General features: G+C 58.7%; 17 protein-coding genes and 3 tRNA genes. 12 read left to right on the top strand and 8 right to left on the bottom strand.

Annotated elements, in window-relative coordinates:
- Positions 1-77 precede the first annotated feature (77 nt).
- The 7 genes from alaS to ACA064_RS25035 all read left to right on the top strand — a co-directional run bounded on the left by alaS (position 78) and on the right by ACA064_RS25035 (position 8,271).
- On the top strand, positions 78-2,696 hold the full coding sequence (alaS, locus tag ACA064_RS25065) for an alanine--tRNA ligase (RefSeq protein WP_497670528.1): 2,619 nt from the start codon (positions 78-80) through the stop codon (positions 2,694-2,696).
- A gap of 90 nt (positions 2,697-2,786) precedes the next feature.
- A complete protein-coding gene (locus ACA064_RS25060; protein ID WP_497670527.1) occupies positions 2,787-4,028 on the top strand; it encodes an aspartate kinase in 1,242 nt (413 codons plus the stop codon).
- A gap of 186 nt (positions 4,029-4,214) precedes the next feature.
- Positions 4,215-4,403, top strand: a complete 189-nt coding sequence (gene csrA / locus ACA064_RS25055) for a carbon storage regulator CsrA (RefSeq protein ID WP_002554426.1) — start codon at positions 4,215-4,217, stop codon at positions 4,401-4,403.
- A gap of 62 nt (positions 4,404-4,465) precedes the next feature.
- A tRNA-Ser gene (locus tag ACA064_RS25050) sits at positions 4,466-4,556 on the top strand.
- Between the two features lie 108 nt (positions 4,557-4,664).
- Positions 4,665-4,741: transfer RNA gene (locus tag ACA064_RS25045), tRNA-Arg, on the top strand.
- A gap of 71 nt (positions 4,742-4,812) precedes the next feature.
- Positions 4,813-4,889: transfer RNA gene (locus tag ACA064_RS25040), tRNA-Arg, on the top strand.
- Positions 4,890-5,565: 676 nt separating this feature from the next.
- Complete coding sequence (locus ACA064_RS25035; RefSeq protein ID WP_497670526.1) at positions 5,566-8,271, top strand: hypothetical protein; 2,706 nt, start codon at positions 5,566-5,568, stop codon at positions 8,269-8,271.
- Between the two features lie 745 nt (positions 8,272-9,016).
- On the opposite strand, the gene ACA064_RS25030 is transcribed toward ACA064_RS25035, so the two are convergent.
- From ACA064_RS25030 to emhA, 3 genes are read right to left on the bottom strand one after another with little or no spacing between them, the layout of a single operon-like run.
- Complete coding sequence (locus ACA064_RS25030; RefSeq protein ID WP_497670525.1) at positions 9,017-10,477, bottom strand: AdeC/AdeK/OprM family multidrug efflux complex outer membrane factor; 1,461 nt, start codon at positions 10,475-10,477, stop codon at positions 9,017-9,019.
- A complete protein-coding gene (gene emhB / locus ACA064_RS25025) occupies positions 10,474-13,638 on the bottom strand; it encodes an efflux RND transporter permease subunit EmhB (protein WP_497670524.1) in 3,165 nt (1,054 codons plus the stop codon). The genes ACA064_RS25030 and emhB overlap by 4 nt, the downstream gene beginning before the upstream one ends.
- A 3-nt stretch (positions 13,639-13,641) precedes the next feature.
- Positions 13,642-14,799, bottom strand: a complete 1,158-nt coding sequence (gene emhA / locus ACA064_RS25020) for an efflux RND transporter periplasmic adaptor subunit EmhA (RefSeq protein WP_497670523.1) — start codon at positions 14,797-14,799, stop codon at positions 13,642-13,644.
- Between the two features lie 263 nt (positions 14,800-15,062).
- Between emhA and emhR the strand changes: the two genes are divergently transcribed.
- The 4 genes from emhR to ACA064_RS25000 all read left to right on the top strand — a co-directional run bounded on the left by emhR (position 15,063) and on the right by ACA064_RS25000 (position 18,190).
- Positions 15,063-15,713 carry an efflux system transcriptional repressor EmhR gene (emhR, locus tag ACA064_RS25015; protein WP_497670522.1) on the top strand — a complete coding sequence of 217 codons (651 nt, stop codon included), beginning with the start codon at positions 15,063-15,065 and terminating at the stop codon, positions 15,711-15,713.
- A 143-nt stretch (positions 15,714-15,856) separates the two neighbouring features.
- Positions 15,857-16,741 carry a DMT family transporter gene (locus tag ACA064_RS25010; RefSeq protein WP_497670521.1) on the top strand — a complete coding sequence of 295 codons (885 nt, stop codon included), beginning with the start codon at positions 15,857-15,859 and terminating at the stop codon, positions 16,739-16,741.
- A 118-nt stretch (positions 16,742-16,859) separates the two neighbouring features.
- Positions 16,860-17,558, top strand: a complete 699-nt coding sequence (locus ACA064_RS25005) for a CoA transferase subunit A (RefSeq protein ID WP_497670520.1) — start codon at positions 16,860-16,862, stop codon at positions 17,556-17,558.
- Between the two features lie 2 nt (positions 17,559-17,560).
- Positions 17,561-18,190, top strand: a complete 630-nt coding sequence (locus ACA064_RS25000; RefSeq protein ID WP_150645145.1) for a CoA transferase subunit B — start codon at positions 17,561-17,563, stop codon at positions 18,188-18,190.
- A gap of 184 nt (positions 18,191-18,374) precedes the next feature.
- Here the strand turns inward: ACA064_RS25000 and ACA064_RS24995 are convergent, their stop codons facing one another.
- From ACA064_RS24995 to ACA064_RS24985, 3 genes are read right to left on the bottom strand one after another with little or no spacing between them, the layout of a single operon-like run.
- The gene (locus ACA064_RS24995; RefSeq protein WP_497670519.1) at positions 18,375-19,424 is read right to left on the bottom strand and encodes an alkene reductase; all 1,050 of its coding nucleotides are present in this window, start codon (positions 19,422-19,424) and stop codon (positions 18,375-18,377) included.
- 20 nt (positions 19,425-19,444) lie between these two features.
- Positions 19,445-20,611, bottom strand: coding sequence for an MFS transporter (locus ACA064_RS24990; RefSeq protein WP_497670518.1), 1,167 nt, complete (start codon positions 20,609-20,611; stop codon positions 19,445-19,447).
- A 24-nt stretch (positions 20,612-20,635) separates the two neighbouring features.
- Positions 20,636-20,938, bottom strand: a complete 303-nt coding sequence (locus ACA064_RS24985) for an ArsR/SmtB family transcription factor (protein WP_497670517.1) — start codon at positions 20,936-20,938, stop codon at positions 20,636-20,638.
- 155 nt (positions 20,939-21,093) lie between these two features.
- On the opposite strand from ACA064_RS24985, the gene ACA064_RS24980 reads away from it, so the two are divergent.
- The gene (locus ACA064_RS24980; protein ID WP_497670516.1) at positions 21,094-21,666 is read left to right on the top strand and encodes an acyl carrier protein phosphodiesterase; all 573 of its coding nucleotides are present in this window, start codon (positions 21,094-21,096) and stop codon (positions 21,664-21,666) included.
- Positions 21,667-21,764: 98 nt separating this feature from the next.
- Here the strand turns inward: ACA064_RS24980 and ACA064_RS24975 are convergent, their stop codons facing one another.
- On the bottom strand, positions 21,765-22,559 hold the full coding sequence (locus ACA064_RS24975) for a lysophospholipid acyltransferase family protein (protein ID WP_497670515.1): 795 nt from the start codon (positions 22,557-22,559) through the stop codon (positions 21,765-21,767).
- On the bottom strand, positions 22,559-23,314 hold the full coding sequence (gene olsB, locus ACA064_RS24970) for an L-ornithine N(alpha)-acyltransferase (RefSeq protein WP_497670514.1): 756 nt from the start codon (positions 23,312-23,314) through the stop codon (positions 22,559-22,561). The genes ACA064_RS24975 and olsB overlap by 1 nt, the downstream gene beginning before the upstream one ends.
- Positions 23,315-23,454: the final 140 nt, after the last annotated feature.

The following is a 23,454-nucleotide window of genomic DNA, read 5'->3' as shown; positions in this document are numbered from 1 at the left end:
AATGCGGCCCTTTGCCGTCGCTCCGTCTATTGACGTTTTGCACCGGCCTTTGGCCGCAGTCTCCGTGGAAGAACCTAATGAAAAGCGCAGAAATCCGTGAAGCCTTCCTTCGCTTCTTCGAAGAGCAAGGCCACACCCGTGTAGCCTCCAGCTCTTTGATTCCGGGCAACGATCCAACCCTGCTGTTCACTAACGCGGGGATGAACCAGTTCAAGGACTGCTTTCTGGGCCAGGAAAAGCGCGCCTATACCCGCGCTGTCAGCAGCCAGAAGTGCGTACGCGCCGGCGGCAAGCACAACGACCTGGAAAACGTCGGTTATACCGCTCGTCACCACACTTTCTTCGAGATGCTGGGTAACTTCAGCTTTGGCGATTACTTCAAGCGTGATGCGATCACCTACGCCTGGACCTTCCTGACCTCGGTCCTGGGCCTGCCCAAGGAAAAACTCTGGGTCACGGTCTACGCCAGCGATGACGAAGCCTATGACATCTGGACCAAGGAAATCGGGGTTCCGGCCGAGCGTATGGTCCGTATCGGCGACAACAAGGGCGCACCGTACGCTTCCGACAACTTCTGGACCATGGGCGATACCGGCCCGTGCGGTCCGTGCACCGAGATTTTCTACGATCACGGCGCCGACATCTGGGGCGGCCCTCCGGGCTCGCCGGAAGAAGACGGCGACCGTTACATCGAAATCTGGAACAACGTGTTCATGCAGTTCAACCGCACCGCCGATGGCGTGCTGCATCCGCTGCCGGCACCGTCGGTGGATACCGGCATGGGCCTGGAGCGGATCAGTGCCGTGCTGCAGCACGTTCACTCGAACTATGAAATCGACCTGTTCCAGAGCCTGCTGAGCGCTTCGGCCAAGGCCGTCGGTTGCACCAATGACAACCAGGCTTCGCTGAAAGTGGTCGCCGACCACATTCGCTCCTGCGGTTTCCTGATCGCCGACGGCGTGCTGCCGTCCAATGAAGGTCGTGGCTACGTGCTGCGCCGGATCATCCGTCGCGCCTGCCGCCATGGCAACAAGCTGGGCGCCAAGGGCAGCTTCTTCTATCAGATCGTTGCCGCACTGGTCGCCGAGATGGGCGATGCCTTCCCTGAACTGACCCAAGGCCAGGCGCACATCGAACGCGTACTGAAAGCCGAAGAAGAACAGTTCGCCAAGACCCTGGAGCAGGGCCTGAAGATCCTCGAGCAGGATCTGGCCGAGCTTAAAGGCGACGTAGTGCCGGGCGATGTAGTGTTCAAGTTGTACGACACCTATGGCTTCCCGATGGACCTGACCGGCGACATCGCCCGTGAGCGCAACCTGACCATCGACGAAGAAGGTTTCGAGCTTGAAATGGAAGCCCAGCGTGTACGTGCGCGGTCGGCCAGCTCGTTCGGCATGGACTACAACAGCCTTGTGAAGGTTGATGTGGCTACCGAGTTCACCGGCTATAAAGCCACCAGCGGTTCGGCCAAAGTGATTGGGCTCTATAAAGACGGGCAATCGGTCGACGTGTTGAGCGAAGGCGAAGAGGGCGTGGTGGTTCTCGATCAAACGCCGTTCTACGCTGAATCGGGTGGTCAGATTGGCGATTGCGGCTATTTGCAGGCCGGCGTTACACGCTTCGACGTACGCGACACCACCAAGACCGGCGGCGCGTTCCTGCACCACGGTGTGCTGGCTTCGGGCAGCCTGATCATCGGTGCAGAGGTCGAGGCTCAGGTCGACGCCGACGTGCGGCATGCCACTTCGCTGAACCACTCCGCAACCCACTTGCTGCACGCCGCGCTGCGTCAGGTACTGGGTGAGCACGTGCAACAGAAAGGCTCGCTGGTCGACAGTCAGCGTCTGCGCTTCGACTTCAGCCACTTCGAGGCGATCAAGCCCGAGCAGCTCAAGGCCCTGGAAGACATCGTCAACCGCGAAGTGCGTAACAACACCGCGGTCGAAACCGAAGAAACCGATATCGAAACCGCCAAGAAAAAAGGCGCCATGGCGCTGTTTGGCGAGAAATACGGCGACAACGTGCGAGTGCTGAGCATGGGCGGTGATTTCTCCGTCGAGCTGTGCGGCGGTATCCACGCCAATCGCACCGGCGACATCGGCCTGCTGAAAATCATCAGCGAAGGCGGTGTAGCGTCCGGTGTTCGTCGTATCGAAGCGCTGACCGGCGCTGCGGCGCTGGCGTATCTGAACGGCGCTGAAGAACAACTCAAGGAAGCGGCGAGCCTCGTCAAAGGCAGTCGCGACAACGTGATCGACAAGCTCCTGGCTGTGCTTGAGCGCAACCGCGCGCTGGAAAAGCAACTCGAGCAGTTGCAGGCCAAGGCCGCCAGTGCCGCCGGTGACGATCTGTCGGCTAATGCGCTGGATGTAAAAGGGGTGAAAGTGCTGGCCGTGCGTCTGGACGGTCAGGACGGCAAGGCGCTGTTGGCCTTGGTCGATCAATTGAAGAACAAACTCGGCCGCGCAGTGATCCTGCTCGGCAGTGTCCATGAGGAAAAGGTCGTTCTGGTTGCAGGCGTGACCAAAGACCTGACTGGCCAACTCAAAGCCGGTGATTTGATGAAGCAAGCCGCTGCGGCAGTGGGCGGGAAGGGCGGTGGTCGTCCAGATATGGCGCAAGGCGGTGGGGTTGACGCTGGCGCCCTGGATGGCGCACTGGCCCTGGCCGTTCCGTTTGTAGAGCAGGGTTTATAAGGCTGCGTGCCGAGCCCGTCGTCTAGTGACGGGCTTCGCAGCTGTTTGAGTGATTATTGGGCGCCCTTCATGGGCAGAGGCGGCTTTGAAATGGCTTTGATCGTACAGAAATTTGGAGGCACCTCGGTCGGCACTGTCGAGAGAATCGAGCAGGTCGCCGACAAGGTTAAGAAATTCCGCGAAGCCGGCGATGACCTGGTGGTTGTGTTGTCTGCAATGAGCGGCGAGACCAACCGTCTGATCGATCTGGCCAAAAAAATCAGTGGTGACGGCCAACCGGTTCCCCGTGAACTGGATGTGATTGTCTCCACGGGCGAGCAGGTGACTATTGCCCTGTTGGCCATGGCGCTGATCAAGCGTGGTGTGCCGGCGGTGTCTTACACCGGTAACCAGGTGCGGATTCTGACCGATAGCGCGCACAATAAAGCGCGCATATTGCAGATTGATGACCAGAAGATTCGCTCCGACCTGAAAGCCGGTCGCGTGGTTGTGGTCGCCGGTTTCCAGGGCGTCGACGAGCACGGCAACATCACCACCCTCGGTCGTGGTGGCTCCGATACCACCGGCGTGGCGCTGGCCGCCGCCCTGAAGGCTGACGAGTGCCAGATCTATACCGATGTGGACGGCGTCTACACCACCGATCCACGCGTCGTGTCCGTGGCTCAGCGCCTGGACAAGATTACCTTCGAAGAGATGCTGGAAATGGCCAGCCTCGGTTCCAAGGTGTTGCAGATCCGTGCGGTCGAGTTCGCCGGCAAGTACAACGTTCCGCTGCGCGTATTGCACAGCTTCAAGGAGGGTCCGGGCACCCTCATTACTATTGATGAAGAGGAATCCATGGAACAGCCGATCATTTCCGGCATCGCTTTCAACCGCGATGAAGCCAAGCTGACCATCCGTGGTGTGCCAGACACTCCCGGCGTGGCCTTCAAGATTCTCGGCCCGATCAGTGGCGCGAACATCGAAGTCGACATGATCGTGCAGAACGTTGCGCACGATAACACCACCGACTTCACCTTCACCGTGCACCGCAACGACTACCTGGCGGCTCAGTCGGTCCTGGAAAACACCGCTCGCGAGATCGGTGCCCGCGAAGTCGTTGGCGATACCAAGATTGCCAAAGTGTCGATCGTTGGCGTTGGCATGCGCTCCCATGCGGGCGTTGCCAGCCGCATGTTCGAAGCGCTGGCCAAAGAGACCATCAACATCCAGATGATTTCGACTTCGGAAATCAAGGTGTCGGTGGTCATCGAAGAGAAGTACCTGGAACTGGCTGTGCGCGCTCTGCACACGGCTTTCGATCTGGACGCACCGGTCCGACAGGGCGAGTGATGCGTTAGCCGAAGGGCGCGGTTTATCCGCGCCTTTTGTTTTCTTGATCGGCGCGGCTCAAACCTGTTCTTTTGCTCGCGCTAGTCAATACTTAGGCATGTAGGGCTACGACCGCTCCGGTTGTGGGTCGAGTGCCTTTTTTTTGCAGACTGTTGTCCCTGAAATGAAATGCGTGAGGAGAAAGGTATGCTGATTCTGACTCGTCGATGCGCAGAAAGCCTGATTATTGGTGATGGCGAAATCACTGTGACGGTGCTCGGCGTCAAAGGAAATCAGGTGCGTATTGGTGTCAACGCACCCAAAGAAGTAGCGGTTCACCGCGAGGAAATCTACCTGCGGATCAAGAAAGAGAAGGATGAAGAACCAAGCCATTAATTTTTATTGATTTTTTGCTTTGCAAACGGGGAAAAGGTTGGTTATTATACGCCCCGTGTTGCGGAGAGGTGGCCGAGTGGCCGAAGGCGCTCCCCTGCTAAGGGAGTACACCTCAAAAGGGTGTCGGGGGTTCGAATCCCCCCTTCTCCGCCATTATTTATCTAGTACGTTGTAATCTGGCTTCTTCGGTAAGTTATTGAAATTACTAGAAAAAAGCGCTTTACAAAGAGATTGAACGGACTATAATGCGCGGCAACAAATGCACTCGTAGCTCAGCTGGATAGAGTACTCGGCTACGAACCGAGCGGTCACAGGTTCGAATCCTGTCGAGTGCACCATTTAAGGGTTGTTTGCAGTGATGTGAGCAACTTGCTTCAACCAGCGGTGGTCTGGTCTAACAAACACAAATGCACTCGTAGCTCAGCTGGATAGAGTACTCGGCTACGAACCGAGCGGTCACAGGTTCGAATCCTGTCGAGTGCACCAAACATGAAAAGCGCCCCAGTCCTCACGGACTGGGGCGTTTTTTTTCGTGGTGATTTTTTTAGGTGGCGCAGGGTGCCCGCTCAATCGGCCGTGGTGATGCGAAGGTAGCTACGCTGCGTCCATTGGGCCCTTAGTCTCGGCGCCGCACCCCAAAGGGGCGTGTGGGGGCATTGAAGCCGCTATCGCGAGCAATCGGGCGTCGACCGGCTGCTCGTACCAGGTTGCTCGATCACCTGTAGATACTCCGTTACCGGCCTGCCTCTCGCGGATGTACCCAAATCCCACTGTAGGAGCTGCCGTAGGCTGCGATCTTTTGATCTTGGCTTTTGGTCGGTGTGCATATCCTGCGGTATCGGCCACTTAAGGTTTCGCTCTTGCAGCCAGCCCTTTCAAGGTATTTGCGCTTAAGTACCCGGTCTGTCGAACATGTTGCACGCGCAGCCTTGCGTCCGGAATTAGATGACCACTGCACGAGGCTACCGTTTAGAGGTGCCCCGGGCTTCTGCTATTTCGTGAAAATAGCGAGGCATCCCATCAACTAGCCATCGCTGTAGGCAGATTCGGCAAAGGTTATAGGGACGTTCCTGATGCGACTTCAGGGGGTGTCGCGGTCGCTCAAGATAATCCATCGTTCGGATTTCTCTGGCTGAACCCCTTCGCAAGGAGCGAACACCCCATGAGCAAGTTGTCCACTTGGCTTTTTGGCCGGAGCTACACTGACCGGAACTCTGTGTTTGATGTGCGCGATGCCCCGATTTTGCCGACGCCCGACACAGGCCCGGTCCGCGCATCTTTGCCCCCTGAACCAGGCGCCAACGCACTGCAACCGCTGAAAAACTGGAGCCATCCGTTCAACGACCAGCGCAACCCGCTGCAGCAGTTGACCCACTTGGCCAAGGCGACGGCGGGCTATTATCCGCTGGGGATCAATGGCCTCTGGCACGGCGGCGTGCATTTCGACAGCGGCACCGCCGACGGCCTGGATCAATCCAGCGTGCAGTGCCTGGCCGATGGAGAGGTGGTGGCCTACCGCATCGACACGCGCTCGCCGACCACGGCCTACTGGGTCCACAAGCTGTCCGTAAAGAAACCCTTCTCGCGCAATTTCGTGCTGGTCCGCCATCGCCTTCAGCCGCCCAAGATCGAGGGCAGCCCGGACACACCACCGAGCCTGACCTTCTACAGCCTGTACCTGCACCTGCAGGACTGGGCGGTTTACCAGGAGGACCCCGCCCTGGCCCGCCCGGCGTTCTGGCCTGAGGCGGCAGTCCGTCGGGTCAAGGCGACAGTGAACGACGTCCGCCCCGGCCAGCCAACGCAACGCGGCCTGAACGTGCGCAACCAGGCCGCCTGGCGGGGAACGGTGCTCGACCTCCTGCCACAGGGGGCGGAGGTGACGGTCAGCGGCGAGGGTGATTACCGCAAGCTGGAGAACACCCTCGCCCCGGCCAAGCTGACCACTGCCGAGGGCTCCCTACGCGGCTATGTTTCCATCACCCAGCTGAGACAGAGTGCCGGAAACGAATATCACGTCGCGACACGCTGGGGCTCGCTCAACGTTCGCGCCGAACCGAGCTTTCACAGCGCCGTTCTCGAGAAACTGCCGGATGGCACGAAAGTCACGGTCAGCGGTGAAGGCGAGTACCGCAAGCTGGAACACATCAACCAGTACGTGCATTTCAAATCGCTGCAAGGCGCACTGGAACCGCTGGCGCAGGATCGGGTGGTGGTGCTTGATTCGCCCGTCGCCATCAAGGCCGGGGAGTTGATCGGTCACCTCGGCCGGTATCAGGACTGCCATGCTGAGCGCCCGGAAAAGAAACTGCATCTGGAAGTATTCAGTGGCGATGACATCGATTTATTCATCGAAGCCAGTCGCGCCTGGGCCCAGCGCCTGCCGGATAAAGACAGAACCTGGTTGAAGCTCGCCCAAGGCACCGCTGTGGTGACTCATCAAGAAAATGCCACTGCCGCACAGCTGAAAATGTTGAGTGCAGCCAGCCCACTCAGTGCTGCCGACTTGCTAGTCCTAAAAAGCTTGCTTGATGGTCTGTCGGCCGACAGAAAAATCCAGGTGGCCGCGAGCGGTAGCCGCAAAGCCAGCAACTGGTATCGCCTGGATGGGCTGCTGCACGACGCGGACAACAAGCTGCTCGACGGCTGGGTGCGCGAAGAAGTAGGCGTCACGCCTTGGCTCAGTCCCTGGTCGTGGGAGGGCTATGACGTTATTTTCGACTACAGCACGCCCAAGCACGCCATGGCCTCGTTTCTCAGTGCTGTCGACCACTTCAGCGAAGCGCAACGCGAACGCTATCGGCCCCTGGCCGACAAAGACGACCAGGGGCCGATGAAGAGTCGGCTGTACGACATCATCGACCGCAACCGCGACGGCAAGATGACCGCCGAAGAACTGCAAGCGGTCCTCCACCTACCAGCCCACGCGCAAGCGATCTCGCAGCTGATCATCCGTAAAGAAAGCGAATGGTTTCACCAGACGCAGAAGTGGGACGCGCTGGATGAATTGCTCGGCCATGGCGGCTCGACTCCGCACTTGAACTGGTTGGCGGAGAAGCAGCGGATCGAGCAACTGAGTTGGTGGGGCGAGGTCGCGGAGAAAGTGGGGTTGCCGTCGTGGGGGAAGGTGTATCACTTTCATCCGGTGGGGTTGTTGGGGACCTTCTCAATCGCTAATCCTCTAGAAATTACTCATGAACAGTTGAAGCAGATATTCCCCGCTGCAGACGATGATGATATCGATGTTGTATTAAATGAGATCAACGGCCGCCTGGCTGAATTCAAATTAGACACCAGGCTAAGGCAATGCCACTTCTTTGCTCAAATCAAGGGGGAAGTAGGAACCTCCATGAAGGGGGTTACTGAAAGCTGGGAGTATTCGCCGACAACGCTTAAATCATTCAGTGTCTACTACCGTGCACATCCAGCCGAGGCAGAAGAGGATGGGTACTTAAAAGACGCGCAGGGGAGGTTTGTTCGCAGAGCGAATCAACGGGAGATCGGGCGTAAGCACTTTCAACGGCTCAATGGAAACCGAGATTCGCACCCTGATGATGGGTATAACCTCCGAGGAAGGGGATTGATACAGATTACAGGGTATGAAAAATATCACGGGTACATGCGTGATTATAATAAATACTGGGCGGGGGTTGCTCCTGACACAGTAAGCAACCCGGAATTGATTGGTTTAATGCCAAACGCCATCAGAAGTGCACTTTGGTTTTGGCTCTACAAGGAACCCTACGTTGAAGACCGTGGCCGAGGGCTTTCCGATGTAAGAGGTGTTACTCGTATCGTGAATGGTGGCGCAACTGGGTTGGATGATAGGGAGTTGGCCTATGTTTTAATTGAAGGAATATTGAAGTGAGCAGAAAAGTCGCGGTGCTTATATTTGCAGCTAAGTTAGTGATGCTTTTTCCATTGGTGACGCAAGGTGGCGAAAAAAACCTGTGTACCACTGCTGAAATAAATATTGCGTCATGTGAGACAACCAAGGGTAAATATGTGTCATTTTGCGCGAATCAAGGAGGTAATATACATTACAGGTTCGGAGGTCTCTCGAAATCTGAGTTGATCGTTAAGTTTTCTGAGAAAAGAAAAATGTTTCGCTGGGTTGATCTCGAAACATATACTACGTTCTTTGGGTTTAATAGGGGGGCTATTCATATGTTTTCGGAGTGCCACAAGAAACTTTTGGTGCCACAGCATTTTTAGTAGTAAAAAAAACCGATGAGGTGTTTTCTTATAATGATACTTATACATGTGTGTCCAATTCGTTTGGGGATAAGTATCTGAAAAACAAAGCAATACAGGATGTTGAAGATTCTCTGGTCAGGACGAAGGATGGTCTCATGTTCCCGCCATTAAAATAGTATTTTTTACGACTGTAAAAATTTAGCGTATCACGAATAGTGGATGAGAGATCAGGCTTGTTTTATATGCATTACGCGGTACTGTTTTTTACGCAGCGACCAAGTGTTTAGCAAGGAAATCCAGGATAAGTAACAAGTAGATTCGACTCCTGAGGAGCAGGCAAAAAAAATCCGGAGCCCTTATCAGGTTCCGGATTTTTTTCCTCATCAAGGAGCGCTCAACGATCCTCAGTCAGGCTCTCAGAACAACTTCAGCTTCGGCGCTTCTTCAGCCACTGGCTCGTTCTTCGCGGTCTGTTCGTTCCAGCCGCCACCAAGGGCCTTGTACAGATTGACCTCGCTGGCCAGCTGCGCAAGACGATCGGTGATCAATGCCTGCTGTGCGCTGAACAACTGGCGCTGGGCATCGAGGAAGGTCAGGTTGCTGTCGACGCCGATCCGGTAGCGACGCTCGGCCAGGCGGTAGTAGTCCTGGTTGGCGTTGACGAAGTCACGCTGGGCCTGCAACTGTTGGTTGAAGGTCTGGCGTGCGGCCAAGCCATCGGAGACTTCCTGGAAGGCGGTCTGGATGGACTTTTCGTACTGTGCGACGGTGATTTCTTTCTGGATTTTCGAGTAATCCAGGCTCGCTCTCAAGCTACCGGCATTGAAGATCGGCAGATTGATTTGCGGCTGGAACAACCAGACCCCCGAACCGCCTTTGAACAGACCGGACAGGTCCGGGCTTGCCGTGCCGGCGTTGGCCGTCAGGCTGATGCTCGGGAAAAACGCTGCTCGTGCCGCGCCGATGTTGGCGTTGGCCGCCTTGAGCTGGTGTTCGGCTTCAAGGATGTCTGGACGACGTTGCAGCAAGTCCGAAGGCAGGCCTGCGGGTACTTCGCTCAGCAGGTCGTTGGCTAGCGGCTGACTGCCTGGCAGGTTGGCCGGAATCCGGGTGCCCAGTAACAATGCGAGGCTGTTCTCGTCCTGTGCGACCAGACGGGTATAACGCGCATATTGAACCCGTGCGTTTTCCACGGAAGTCCGCGATTGGCTCAGATCCAGCGCCGAGGCCACCCCCACTTCGTTGCTGCGCGCGGTGAGTTTGTAACTCTCCTCGAATGCACGCAGGGTGTCCTTGGTCAGCTGGAGCAGTTCCTTGTCGGCCTGCCAGGTCAGGTAGGCGTTGGCCACGCTGGCCACCAGGCTGATCTGGGTGCTGCGCCGCGCTTCTTCAGTGGCGAAGTAGCTCTGCAGCGCTTGTTCGCTGAGGCTGCGAACCCGACCGAACAGATCCAGCTCATAGGCGCTGATACCCAGGGTCGCCGAGTACTGGCTGGTAATGCCCGACTCGCCGGTTTGCGACAGGTTCGCCGGAACCCGCTGACGGCTGCCGCTACCGGTCGCCGAGACGGCCGGGAACAGGTCGGCGCGCTGGATGCGGTATTGAGCCGCAAAGGCGTCGATGTTCAGGGCCGCGACACGCAGGTCGCGGTTGTTCTCCAGGGCGGTCTGAATCAGCTGTTGCAGCGCCGGATCATGGAAAAACTGCTTCCAGCCCTGTTCAGCGGCCGCCATGTTGGCGGCCTGGGCAGGGTCGTAGGCCGGACCTTGCGGGTACTGCGCCGCGACCGGCGCTTCCGGCCGCTGATAATCAGGTATCAGCGAGCAACCACCGAGCACGAATGCGGTAATTGCCAGGGAGAGTAGCGACTTGCTCATTGGCCAGCCTCGTTTGCAGTTTCAATGGAATCGGGTTCGTCCGCGACTTTTCTTTGGCCTATGGAGGACACGGTGACAAAGAACAGCGGCACCCAGAAGATCGCCAAAACAGTCGCGGTGATCATACCGCCAATTACCCCGGTACCGATCGCATGCTGGCTGCCGGAGCCCGCACCGGTGGAGATTGCCAGCGGCACCACGCCGAGCACGAAGGCCAGCGACGTCATGATGATCGGTCGCAGACGCATCCGGCAGGCTTCAATGGCCGCCTCGGTCAGGGTGCGTCCCTGTTCGTGCAGTTCCTTGGCAAACTCGACGATCAGAATGGCGTTTTTCGATGCCAGACCGATGGTCGTCAACAGGCCTACCTGGAAGTACACGTCGTTGGACAGACCGCGCAGGCTGGTGGCGAGCAGGGCACCGATGATCCCCAATGGCACCACCAGCATGACCGCGATCGGGATCGACCAGCTTTCATAGAGTGCCGCCAGGCAGAGGAACACCATCAGCAGCGACAGTGCATACAGCGCTGGCGCTTGCGAGCCGGACAGACGCTCCTCATAGGACAGACCGGTCCAGGAGATGCCGACACCCGCCGGCAGTTTCTTGGCCAGGGCTTCGACTTCGGCCATGGCTTCACCGGTACTGTAACCGGGTGCCGGGGCGCCGAGGATTTCCATGGCTTCCACACCGTTGTAGCGCGACAGCTTGGGTGCACCGTAAATCCACTCGCCCTTGGCAAAGGCGCTGAAGGGCACCATGGTTCCGCTGGCGTTGCGCACGTACCATTTCTTGATGTCTTCGGGGCTCATGCGGGCGCCGGGCTGGCCTTGTACGAAGACCTTCTTCACCCGACCGCGGTCGATGAAGTCGTTGACATAACTACTGCCCAGTCCGATCGACAGGGTGGTGTTGATGTCCGTCATGGTCAGGCCCAGGGCGCTGGCGCGTTCGTCATCGATAGTCAGCTGGTATTGCGGTTCATCGTTCAGGCCGTTGGGACGGACCTGCGACAGCACCTTGCTTTGCGCTGCCATGCCGAGGAACTGGTTGCGTGCCGCCATCAGCTTGTCGTGACCGATACCGGCACGATCCTGCAGGAATACGTCGAAACCGGTGGCGTTACCCAATTCCAGTACCGCTGGTGGCGCGAAGGCGAACACCATGGCGTCACGGAAGGTGAGGAAGTGCTGCTGCGCACGGGCGGCGAGTTTGAATACGCTGTTTTCCGCAGAGCGTTCATCCCAAGGCTTGAGCATGATGAAGGCCATGCCCGAGCTTTGGCCACGGCCGGCGAAGTTGAAGCCGGTCACGGTAAATACCGAGTTGACCGCATCGCCTTCACCGCCGTCGGCGCTTGGGCGCAGCAGGAACTCACGCATTTCGTCGACCACCACCTGAGTCCGCTGGGCACTGGAACCGGCCGGGGTCTGCACCTGGGCGAACAGTACGCCTTGGTCTTCTTCCGGCAGGAAGGCTGTGGGGATGCGGGTGAACAGCCAGATCATGCCGACCACGATGATGATGTAAGCCAGCAGGTACGGGGCCTTTTGCTTGAGCATGTTGGCGACACCGCGCTCGTAGCTTTTTACGCCACGGTCGAAGTTGCGGTTGAACCAGCCAAAGAAGCCGCGTTTCGGTACGCCGTGCTCGCCCTTGGGAATCGCCTTGAGCATGGTGGCGCAGAGCGCCGGCGTGAAGATCAGGGCGACCAGAACCGAGAGCGCCATGGCCGAAACGATGGTGATCGAGAATTGCTTGTAGATCACCCCGGTCGAGCCACTGAAGAACGCCATCGGCAGCAGTACCGCCGAGAGCACCAGGGCAATACCGACCAGGGCACCTTGGATCTGCCCCATGGATTTCTTGGTGGCTTCCTTGGGTGAGAGTCCTTCTTCGCTCATCACCCGTTCGACGTTTTCCACCACGACGATCGCATCGTCCACCAGCAAGCCGATGGCCAGCACCATACCGAACATGGTCAGGGTGTTGATGCTGAAACCGAAGGCCGCGAGGATCCCGAAGGTCCCGAGCAGTACCACCGGTACGGTCATCGTGGTGATGACCGTGGCACGGAAGTTTTGCAGGAACAGGAACATCACCAGGAACACCAGTACGACTGCTTCGACCAGGGTTTCAACCACACCCTTGATCGACTCGGTTACCACCGGGGTGGTGTCGTACGGGAATACCACTTCCATCCCTTCCGGGAAGAAGGGTTGCAGGTCACTGATGGTCTTGCGCAAGGCTTTTGCGGTGTCGAGTGCGTTGGCGCCGGTGGCCAGTTTGACCGCCAGACCGGAGGCCGGACTGCCGTTGAACTGGGCGCTGATGCTGTAGTTCTCGCCGCCCAGGCCGACATCGGCCACATCACCCAGACGCACTTGCGAGCCGTCTTTGTTGACCTTGAGCAGGATGGCCTGGAACTGCTCGGCAGTCTGCAGGCGCGTCTTGCCGATGATGGTGGCGTTCAGTTGTTGCCCCGGAGCCGCTGGCAAACCACCGAGTTGCCCGGACGAGACCTGGACGTTCTGCGCGGCGATGGCGGCTTTCACGTCCACCGGAGTCAGGTTGAAATTGTTCAGCTTGGCCGGGTCGAGCCAGATACGCATGGCGTACTGGGCACCGAACACCTGGAAGTCACCGACGCCCGCGGTCCGCGAGATCGGGTCCTGCATGTTGGAAACGATGTAGTTGGACAGGTCGTCCTTGGTCATGCTGCCATCGCGCGAGACCACGCCGATCACCATCAGGAAGTTCTTCACTGCCTTGGTCACGCGGATACCCTGCTGCTGCACTTCTTGCGGCAGCAGCGGGGTGGCCAGGTTCAGTTTGTTCTGAACCTGAACCTGCGCGGTATCGGAGTTGGTGCCCTGTTCGAAGGTCGCGGTAATGGTCATGCTGCCGTCGGAGTTACTTTCCGAGGCCACATAACGCAGGTTGTCGATACCGTTGAGCTGCTGCTCGATGACTTGCACCACGGTGTCCTGCACGGTCTGCGCAGAAGCGCCGGGGTAGGTCACCTGGATCGCGATAGCGGGTGGCGCAATGCTTGGGTACTGGTTGATCGGCAACTTGAGGATCGATAGAGCCCCGACCAGCATGATCACCAGGGCAATTACCCAGGCGAAAATCGGACGGTCGATAAAAAATTTCGACATGGTTTACTCCCCTTTGCCGCCTGCAACTGCGTTTGATGTCTGTGCAGGGGCCGGGTTTTTCGTAGTCACGTTGGTCGCCTCGGTGGCCTTGACTTCAACGCCAGGTTTGACGTATTGCAGGCCTTCGGTGATCAGGCGATCGCCGGCTTTCAGGCCATCCTCGATCAGCCACTGGTTGCCGACCGTGCGGCTGGCCTTGAGCTGACGCAGTTCGACCTTATTATCCGGGCCAACCACCAGAGCGGTCGGAGAGCCTTTCAGGTCGCGGGTCACGCCCTGCTGTGGGGCGAGAATCGCGGCGGCGTTCACCCCGGACTGCAACTGCGCGTGGACGAACATGCCCGGCAGCAGCGTGTGATCGGGGTTCGGGAACACGGCACGCAGGGTCACGGAACCGGTGGTTTCATCCACCGAGACTTCGGAGAACTCCAGTTTGCCGTCCAGTTTGTACTGGCTGCCGTCTTCCAGGGTCAGCTTGACCATGGCCGCATTCGCGCCGGCCTTTTGCAGGCGACCGCTTTCCAGTTCGCGGCGCAGCTCGAGCAGCTCAACCGAGGACTGAGTGACGTCGACATAGATCGGGTCCAGTTGCTGAATCACCGCCATGGCATCGGCCTGGCCGCTGTTGACCAGTGCACCTTCGGTGACCGAAGAACGACCGATACGCCCGGACAGCGGGGCGAGCACTTTGGTGTAGCGCAGGTTGATCTGCGCGCTTTGCAGGCTGGCTTCCGATTGCAAACGATTGGCCACGGCCGTGTCGTATTCCTGGCGGCTGACGGCTTGCTCGCTGACCAGCTGCTTGTAGCGATCGGAAATCGACTTGGTCGATTGCAGGTTCGCCTGTGCGCTTTTCAGAGTGGCTTCATAGACCGATGGATCGATCTGGTACAGCTGCTGGCCGGCCTTGACCTCGCCACCTTCCTTGAACAGACGCTTGAGAATGATGCCATTGACCTGAGGGCGGACTTCCGCCATGCGGAACGACGTGGTGCGGCCCGGAAGCTCGGAAGTCAGGGTAAAGGCTTGAGCTTGCAGGGTAACGACGCCGACCTGAGGGGCTTGTGGGGCAGGGGCTGCCTCTTCCTTTTTGCATCCGCTGAGCAGCGCTGCCAGGGCAACGGCAGCAACCAGAGCGGTGATAGCTGGCTTGAATTGCATGAAAATCCTCGGGTCAGGCGCGCAAAAGCGCACTAGAAAGGTGGAAGGGTAAAAAATGTGCGCTGAGTAGATAAGTAGCTTGCTAAGTAATATACTTACGTTCATGGTTGTTTGTAAATACCTTGGTTACGTATCGATACCGTTACAAAAGCCATAAAAGGTGTGATTTGTAGGCCGGGGACGAGACCCGAGAGACTCGCCCCATATTTGTTCAGATGATCGTTACCCATCGCCTGAAACGCCCTGATTGAGGTAGTACTGTCATGGTCCGTCGTACCAAAGAGGAAGCCCTGGAAACCCGTAGCCAGATACTCGAAGCGGCAGAGAAAGCCTTTTATGAGCGGGGTGTGGCGCGGACCACGCTGGCGGACATCGCAACGCTGGCGGGTGTTACGCGCGGGGCCATTTACTGGCATTTCAGCAACAAGGCGGATCTGCTCCAGGCCATGCTCGACACCTTGCATGAGCCGTTGGATGAGATGGCCAGGGCCAGTGAAGATGAAGCCGAACTCGACCCCTTGGGTTGCATGCGCAAGCTGCTGATTCATTTGTTTCATCAAGTTGCCCTGGACCCGAAGACCCAACGCATTAATGACATTCTGTTTCATAAGTGCGAACTCACCGATGAAATGTGCGATCTGCGTCAGCAGCGCCGCATCGCCACCCTGGATTGCAATGTGCGGATCGGGCTGGCCTTACGCAATGCGGTGAATCGAGGGCAGCTTCCCGAGAATCTGGATACCGCCCGAGCTGCGATCAGCATGCATGCGTTTATCGACGGCATCCTTTACCAGTGGCTGCTGGCACCCGACGCCTTTGAGCTGCACAGGGAAGCCGAACGCCTGGTCGATACCGGATTTGACATGCTGCGCTTGAGTCCAGGCCTGCGCAATCAGGACAAAATGAGTAATTAAGTGCGGTTGTGTCAACAGTAAGGCGCCGGAAGATCGACCGTTAGTTCGCCTTGTTTTGATGGGGTGCCTTTATATACGTGATAGCGCTATCTTGACAGGTAGCGAGCTATGTATTTTGTAGGGAATTTGTTGCGAGTCTGTGAATGAGTGTGAACACCCCGCCGTACAAGGGCTCCGAGCAGCCGGTCAAAGGCATCGTACTGATTGGTCTGGCGGTATTGCTGTTCTCCAGTCACGACGCGCTGTCCAAATATTTGTCGGGTTTTTATCCCATCGTCATGGTGGTGTGGGCTCGTTACGTGGTGCACACGCTATTGATGTTGGTGATCTTTGTGCCCCGCAGCGGTTTTTCCGCGGTGGTGCGCACCAAGCGCCCCGGGCTTCAGGTATTGCGCGCGCTATGCCTGATCGGTACCAGCCTGTTTTTCACCACGGGCTTGCGTTATATCCCGCTGGCCGAAGCCACGGCGGTCAACTTCCTCGCGCCGTTGCTGGTGACGGCCTTGTCCGTTCCGCTGCTCAAGGAGCAGGTGACCCGTAGCCAATGGTTGGCGGTGTTGGCCGGTTTTGTCGGCGTGCTGATCGTGGTGCGTCCAGGCGGCGCGCTGTTTACCCCGGCGATAATCCTGCCGTTGTGCTCGGCGCTGTGCTTTGGCTTCTATCAATTGCTGACCCGCAAGCTCAGCGGCATCGACAGCCCGACTACCAGCAACTTCCTTACCGGTATTCTCAACAGCCTGATCATGAGTGCGCTGCTGGCATTTTTCTGGAGCACGCCCACACTCATTCACGCGTTGTTCATGATCGGCCTGGGCACCTGCGGCATGCTCGGCCATATGCTGCTGACCCAGGCCTTTCGCCACGCCGCACCGGCGATGCTCGCGCCCTTCAGCTACGGGCAGATCCTGTTTGCCGGGATGTATGGCTACCTGATCTTTGGTCATACGCCGGATATATTCGGCGTCATCGGCATTCTAGTGATTTGTGTCAGTGGTCTGGCCGTGGCCTGGGGGCAGCGCAAGGGCTAAGCTGACGCAGTAGCGAAAATCGGGGAAGACAGTGCTGGATGGCTCTATCTTCTCCCGGCCCGAGCAAACAGGCCGTGGCCGCATACGTGTGCGTCGTGGTGAATTCGAGGAAGAATACGTGAACAAGATTTACTCGAGTGCTGAATCCGCCCTGCAGGGGCTCGTCGAAGACGGTATGACTCTCGCAGTCGGTGGCTTTGGGTTGTGCGGTATTCCTGAGGCCTTGATCGAGGCATTGCGCGACACCGGCAAGCGCGAGCTGACGGTGATCAGTAACAATGCCGGCGTCGATGGCTTTGGTCTGGGTCAGCTGCTGACCACCCGGCAGATCCGCAAGATGATTTCCTCCTATGTTGGCGAGAACAAGGAATTCGAGCGCCAGTACCTGGCCGGTGAGCTGGAGCTGGAGTTCACTCCCCAAGGCACCCTGGCGGAAAAACTCCGGGCCGGTGGTGCAGGCATCCCGGCGTTCTTCACCAAGACCGGCTACGGCACGCTGGTGGCCGAAGGCAAGGAAACCCGTGAGTTCGATGGCGAGTGGTACGTGATGGAGCGCTCGCTGCGCGCCGACGTGGCCCTGGTCAAAGCCTGGAAGGCCGACAAGTCCGGCAATCTGCTGTTCAACAAGACCGCTCGCAACTTCAACCCGCTGGCGGCTATGGCGGCCAAGGTTTGCGTGGTCGAGGTGGAAGAAATTGTCGAGATCGGTGAGCTGGATCCCGATCAAGTCCACTTGCCGGGTATCTACGTGCAGCGACTGGTGCTCAATGCCCAGCCGGAAAAACGCATCGAACAACGCACTGTGCGGAGCGCCTGATCATGGCCTGGACTCGTGAAGAAATGGCGCAACGCGCCGCCCAAGAATTGCAGGACGGTTTTTACGTCAACCTCGGTATTGGCTTGCCGACCCTGGTGGCCAACTATATTCCCGAAGGCATGGACGTCTGGTTGCAGAGCGAGAACGGCTTGCTCGGCATCGGCCCGTTTCCCCTCGACAACGAGGTCGATCCGGACCTGATCAATGCCGGTAAACAGACCATCACCACCTTGCCCGGCAGTAGCTTCTTCAATAGCGCTGACTCCTTTGCCATGATCCGTGGCGGTCATATCAACCTGTCGATCCTCGGGGCCATGCAGGTCTCGGAGCAGGGCGATCTGGCCAACTGGATGATCCCCGGCAAGATGGTCAAGGGCATGGGCGGGGCGATGGACCTGGTGGCCGGCGTCAAACGTGTGGTGGTGTTGATGGAGCACACGGCCAAGGGTGGTAGCCATAAATTGCTCAAACAGTGCGACCTGCCCCTGACCGGTGTCGGCGTGGTGGATCGGATCATCACCGATCTGGCGGTGCTGGACGTGACCGAGCAAGGTTTGAAGCTGGTTGAACTGGCGGCGGGTGTGAGCCTGGAGGAATTGCAGGCAGCGACCGGGTGTCCGGTCAGCGCTTAAAGGGGGGCTGAAAAGATCGCAGCCTGCGGCAGCTCCTACGCCGGGCCGGGTTCACCTTTTAAATAGCAGGTGTACACAGAACTTGAGCTGCCGAAGGCTGCGATCTTGGCGATCTGGTACGCGCTGAAAGTCTCTGGTTTATCCCCAAAAAGCCCCGTCTCTCACAAGTCGGGGCTTTTTGCTTTTATAGCACTGGGTAATCGATATAACCCACCGGACCTTTGGCATAGAAGGTTTCCGGATGCGCCTGGTTCAGTTCGGCATCGGCCTTCAGGCGTGCCGGCAGGTCCGGGTTGGCGATGAAGGGCACGCCGAAGGCGATGGCATCGGCCTTGCCGCTGGCCAGCCAGGCGTTGGCGCTGGCCTTGGTGAAGCGTTCGTTGGCGATGTACGGGCCGCCGAAGGCTTCCTTGAGTTGCGGGCCGAGGCTGTCGGCACCTTCTTTCTCACGGGAGCAGATGAACGCGATGCCGCGTTTGCCCAGTTCACTGGCGACGTAGGTGAAGGTCTCGGACAGGTTGTCGTCACCCATGTCGTGGGAGTCGGCCCGCGGTGCCAGGTGCATGCCGACCCGGCCAGCACCCCAGACTTCGATCACTGCGTCAGTCACTTCGAGCATCAGCCGTGCGCGGTTTTCCAGGGAGCCGCCATAGTGGTCGGTGCGCTGGTTGGTGCTGCTTTGCAGGAACTGGTCGAGCAGATAACCGTTGGCGCCATGGATTTCCACTCCGTCGAAACCGGCGGCCTTGGCGTTCTCGGCACCCACGCGGTAAGCGTCGACGATCTCGGCGATTTCAGCGGTTTCCAGTGCCCGTGGTGTCGGGTAGTCGGCCAGTGGACGAACCAGGCTGACATGACCTTTGGGCTGAATGGCGCTCGGGGCCACCGGTGCTTCACCGTTCAGGTAGGACGGGTGGGAAACCCGCCCGACGTGCCACAGTTGCAGGAAGATCCGCCCGCCAGCGCCGTGAATGGCCTTGACCACGTTGGTCCAGCCGCGTACCTGGTCGTTGGACCAGATGCCCGGGGTGTCCGGGTAGCCGACGCCCATTGGCGTGACCGAAGTGGCCTCGCTGAGGATCAGGCCGGCGGAGGCGCGCTGAACATAGTATTCAGCCATCAGCGCGTTCGGCACACGGCCTTCATCGGCGCGGCAGCGAGTCAGCGGTGCCATGATGATGCGGTTCGGCAGTTCGAGGTCGCCGAGTTTGATGGGATCGAAAATAGTTGCCATGGATACAACCCTCTTGATGATCAGTTGGTAGCAGGGGCCAGCTCGGCATTGCCGCTCTGACGAAAAGTTATCAGCGTCACCAGCAGTGCGAGGACCGCCAGTGCTGCAGCGGCCAGGGGCACGCTGGTCAAGCCGAAACCGTGGGCAATCACGCTGCCGCCAACCCAGGCGCCGAGGGCGTTGCCGATGTTGAAGGCGCCGATATTCAGGGTCGACACCAGGTTCGGTGCGGCCTTGCCGAAGGTCACGACATTCACTTGCAGGGCCGGTACCGCGGCGAACGACGCGGCGGCCCAGAGGAACAGGGTGATTTCAGTCGGGATCACTGCGGTGCTGGTCCAGCTCAATACGGTCGAGACCACGGCCATGGAGATGAAGACTCCGATCAGCGTGGCCGCCAGGCGTTTGTCCGCCAGCTTGCCGCCGATGATGTTGCCGACAGTCAGCCCCAGGCCGATCAACAGCAGGGTCCAGGTCACGCCTTTGGGCGAGATGCCGGTGACGTCGCCCAGCAGCGGTGCCACATAGGTGAAGAGGGTGAACATCGACGCGGAGAACAGTGCGGTCATGCTCAGCGACAACCAGATCCCGGCGCCTTTGAGCGCGGCCAGTTCCGAGCGCATGTCGAGTTTTTCTTCATCGCGTTTAGCCGGCAGGAAGCGGATCAGGCCGATCAACGCCACCACACCGATCACGGTCACTGCCCAGAAAGTCGAACGCCAGCCGGCTTCCTGACCCAGGGCTGTGCCCAGTGGCACGCCCAGCACGTTGGCCAGGGTCAGGCCGGTGAACATCAAGGCCACCGCCGACGCGCGTTTGTTGGCCGGTACCAGGCCGGCGGCGACCACCGAACCGATACCGAAGAAGGCGCCGTGACACAGGGCGGTCACCACTCGAGCGAACATCAGCACGTTGTAGTCACTGGCCATCGCGCAGAGCAGGTTGCCGACGATAAAGATGCCCATCAACGCCACCAAAGCGGCCTTGCGCGGCAGCCTGGCGGTGGCCATTGCCATGAACGGCGCGCCGATGGCCACGCCCAGGGCGTAGCCGGTCACCAGCCAACCGGCGCCGGGAATCGACACACCAAGGTCGGCCGCCACTTCGGGCAGCAAACCCATGATGACGAACTCGGTGGTGCCGATGGCGAAGGCGCTCAGGGCCAGGATGATTAGCGAGAGGGGCATGTGCAGTCCTTGTAAAGCTCTGGGTCAGAGCTCTTTGCTGATGGCTCGGAGGAATTCCTGAATCGCTTCCTCGTTGCGTTTGAAGAAGTGCCATTGACCGACTTTCCGGCTGCTGATCAGACCCGCACGTTGCAAGGTCGCCAAATGAGCAGACACGGTCGATTGCGACAGGCCGCAGCGCTGATCGATCTGTCCGGCACAGACGCCGTGCTCGTTGCTGTGACTCTGGTCGGGAAACTCGACCGTCGGGTCTTTGAGCCAGTGAAGGATTTCTCGCCGTACTGGGTGCGCCAGGGCTTTTATTATTTCGTCGAGGTCGATGGACATGGCGGTTGCTCGTGATGAGTAAAACGTTATATCGCGATAAGGCGAACTTTAAATCGTTGAATCGCGATATACCAATATGATTTTGATCTGAGGTCAATGTAAATCGGTATATCGAGTTATAACGATATGTGAGGCGTGGTGCTAAACTGGACGCCATGAATTATCTCGCACATCTTCACCTCGGCGGCCAACTTCCGTCCCAACTGCTCGGCAGCCTGTATGGCGACTTCGTCAAAGGCCGCCTGCAGGGGCAGTTCGATCCCCAGACCGAGGCGGCGATTCAGTTGCATCGCCATATCGACGTGTTTACCGATCGCCATCCGCTGGTGGACGTATCGCTGTCGCGGTTTTCGCTGACACGGCGGCGATATGCCGGGATTGTCCTGGACGTGTTCTTCGACCATTGCCTGGCGCGGGACTGGCAGCTGTATGCCGACCGCCCGCTGGATAGCTTCACCGCTGAGGTTTATCGGGTGCTGGCCGCTGAACCGCAATTGCCCGGACGCCTGGCGGACATTGCGCCGCACATGGCGGCCCATGACTGGTTGGGTTCGTATCGGGATTTTACGGTGTTGGAGCAAGTGCTGCGGGGCATCTCGCGACGCTTGTCACGGCCCGAGGAGCTGGCCGCTGCGATGCAGGAACTGGAAAGGTTGTATGAACCGTTGAGCGAGGATTTTCGGTTGTTCTATCCCGAGTTGCAGGTGTTTGCGGCGCGGCATATTTAGTCAAGATCAAGATCTAAAGATTGCAGCCTGCGGCAGCTCCTACGCGCCTGTGGGCGCTGCCGCAGGCTGCGATCTTTTTTGCATTGACATTGAAATGTTCAGGCAGCGACCAGCTCGCCGGCACGACGCGGTACAGCAGGCTGAACGACCTCACCAAACAACGCTTTCTGCACCGCTTGCTGCGCCTGAAACGCCAGCGCCGCACGTTCCTGGCCATTGCAGGCAATCGGTTTGAGCAGATGAATTTCCACCTCGCCCTGATCATTGGCAAACAAGCGCATCAGGTGCGACAGCAGATCATCGTCGCCAATGAAGGGTGCCAGCGGGTCGATCTGACCGTCACGCAAGTAGCGAATAGCCACCGGTTGCAGGGCGACGTCGGCGTCGATGGCGGCGGACAGCAAGCGGCCGTGGAAGGTGCGCAGCGAACGGCCATCGGTAGTGGTGCCTTCCGGGAACATCAGCAGCGGATGCTCTTGCTGCAGATGACGGCCCATCTGTTTGCGGATCAACTGGCTGTCGCCCGAGCCGCGACGGATGAACAGACTGCCGGCCTTGGCCGCCAGCCAGCCGGCGACCGGCCAGGTGCGCACTTCGGCCTTGGACAGGAACGACAGCGGCGCCAGCATGCCGAGCAGCGGAATGTCGGTCCAGGACACATGATTGCTGACCCACAGCATCGGCTGCTGCGGCAGTTCACCGTGAACGGTCACGCGAAAGGGCAGGGCATTGCCCAGCCGCGCCATGAAAAACCGCGACCAGCGCTGGCGCCGAAGCATGGAGTTGGCCACGCCCATGCGCTCGAACAGGCCGAACAGGGTGGCCATGGTCAACCCCAGGGCAACCACCACCAGCACTCGCGCAATTCGCGCATACACTCGTAGCCGGCTCATCAGACAGCCGCCTTGAAGTGCCGGGCGTAGCGCGGGCACAACTCATCACGTTTGAGCAGGATGAACACGTCGGCGACCTGGAAGTCCTCGTCCCAGCACGGTTCGCCGCAGATTTTCGCGCCCAGACGCATGTAGGCCTTGAGCAGCGGCGGCATTTCGGCGATTACGTTGGACGGGATGTCGAGGACCGGCAGTGGTTTCTTCGGTTCGGCGCGCAAGTGCTCGGTGCACAGGTAACGTTCGCGCAGGCGTTGCATGATCGCCTGGGCCTGAATCCCGCCGTCCTGCATCGGGATGCTGGCGCAGCCCATCAGGTAGCTGTAACCGCCTTCGTTGAGTACTTCGGCCAGTTCGCCCCAGAGCACGGCGATGGTGCCGCCGTTGCGGTAGGCCGGGTCGACGCAGGTGCGACCGATCTCGAGGATCGGGCCCTTGAGGTGCACCAGGCCGTGAAGGCTGAATTCTTCTTCGCTGTAGAAACGTCCCAGGCTGCTGGCGGCATGGTGGTCGAGCAAGCGGGTGGTGGCAACCAGACGGCCAGTATTGAGGTCACGTACGCCGATATGAGCGCAGTGAACATCATAGTCATCCATGTCCAGACCGAGCTCGGCGCCTTTCAGCCTGGCGTTGAACTCGCCGCTGAAAACGTTGAAGCGCAAGGCCTGGGCTTCCTGCAAGGCCTCGGCACCGATCAGGCGTTCGGCTTGCAGGCGGCGTTCATTGCCGGTGTCGCTGAGGCGGGCGATCTGAGTCATTGCGAATCTCCATACGGGCTACTTACTCGTCGTGGGTTGCAGCCGATCGACTTTCTTTATGCAAACTTGTTGTGCAAAGTCAGGCTATGTAGCCCCGGTGTCATCGCCATGAAGCTTTGGTGATGCTTCTATGACAGCCC

It is taken from the genome of Pseudomonas sp. LBUM1658 (assembly GCF_059716055.1).
Note: the sequence above shows the minus strand (reverse complement) of the source record. Positions and strands in the feature narration are given on the sequence as shown.

What these genes read in the sequence shown, in the direction of transcription:
- alaS (WP_497670528.1), top strand. Translation starts at nt 78, where the DNA reads ATGAAAAGCGCAGAAATCCGTGAAGCCTTCCTTCGCTTCTTCGAAGAG.
- ACA064_RS25060 (WP_497670527.1), top strand. Translation starts at nt 2,787, where the DNA reads ATGGCTTTGATCGTACAGAAATTTGGAGGCACCTCGGTCGGCACTGTC.
- csrA (WP_002554426.1), top strand. Translation starts at nt 4,215, where the DNA reads ATGCTGATTCTGACTCGTCGATGCGCAGAAAGCCTGATTATTGGTGAT.
- ACA064_RS25035 (WP_497670526.1), top strand. Translation starts at nt 5,566, where the DNA reads ATGAGCAAGTTGTCCACTTGGCTTTTTGGCCGGAGCTACACTGACCGG.
- ACA064_RS25030 (WP_497670525.1), bottom strand. Translation starts at nt 10,477, where the DNA reads ATGAGCAAGTCGCTACTCTCCCTGGCAATTACCGCATTCGTGCTCGGT.
- emhB (WP_497670524.1), bottom strand. Translation starts at nt 13,638, where the DNA reads ATGTCGAAATTTTTTATCGACCGTCCGATTTTCGCCTGGGTAATTGCC.
- emhA (WP_497670523.1), bottom strand. Translation starts at nt 14,799, where the DNA reads ATGCAATTCAAGCCAGCTATCACCGCTCTGGTTGCTGCCGTTGCCCTG.
- emhR (WP_497670522.1), top strand. Translation starts at nt 15,063, where the DNA reads ATGGTCCGTCGTACCAAAGAGGAAGCCCTGGAAACCCGTAGCCAGATA.
- ACA064_RS25010 (WP_497670521.1), top strand. Translation starts at nt 15,857, where the DNA reads ATGAGTGTGAACACCCCGCCGTACAAGGGCTCCGAGCAGCCGGTCAAA.
- ACA064_RS25000 (WP_150645145.1), top strand. Translation starts at nt 17,561, where the DNA reads ATGGCCTGGACTCGTGAAGAAATGGCGCAACGCGCCGCCCAAGAATTG.
- ACA064_RS24995 (WP_497670519.1), bottom strand. Translation starts at nt 19,424, where the DNA reads ATGGCAACTATTTTCGATCCCATCAAACTCGGCGACCTCGAACTGCCG.
- ACA064_RS24990 (WP_497670518.1), bottom strand. Translation starts at nt 20,611, where the DNA reads ATGCCCCTCTCGCTAATCATCCTGGCCCTGAGCGCCTTCGCCATCGGC.
- ACA064_RS24985 (WP_497670517.1), bottom strand. Translation starts at nt 20,938, where the DNA reads ATGTCCATCGACCTCGACGAAATAATAAAAGCCCTGGCGCACCCAGTA.
- ACA064_RS24980 (WP_497670516.1), top strand. Translation starts at nt 21,094, where the DNA reads ATGAATTATCTCGCACATCTTCACCTCGGCGGCCAACTTCCGTCCCAA.
- ACA064_RS24975 (WP_497670515.1), bottom strand. Translation starts at nt 22,559, where the DNA reads ATGAGCCGGCTACGAGTGTATGCGCGAATTGCGCGAGTGCTGGTGGTG.
- olsB (WP_497670514.1), bottom strand. Translation starts at nt 23,314, where the DNA reads ATGACTCAGATCGCCCGCCTCAGCGACACCGGCAATGAACGCCGCCTG.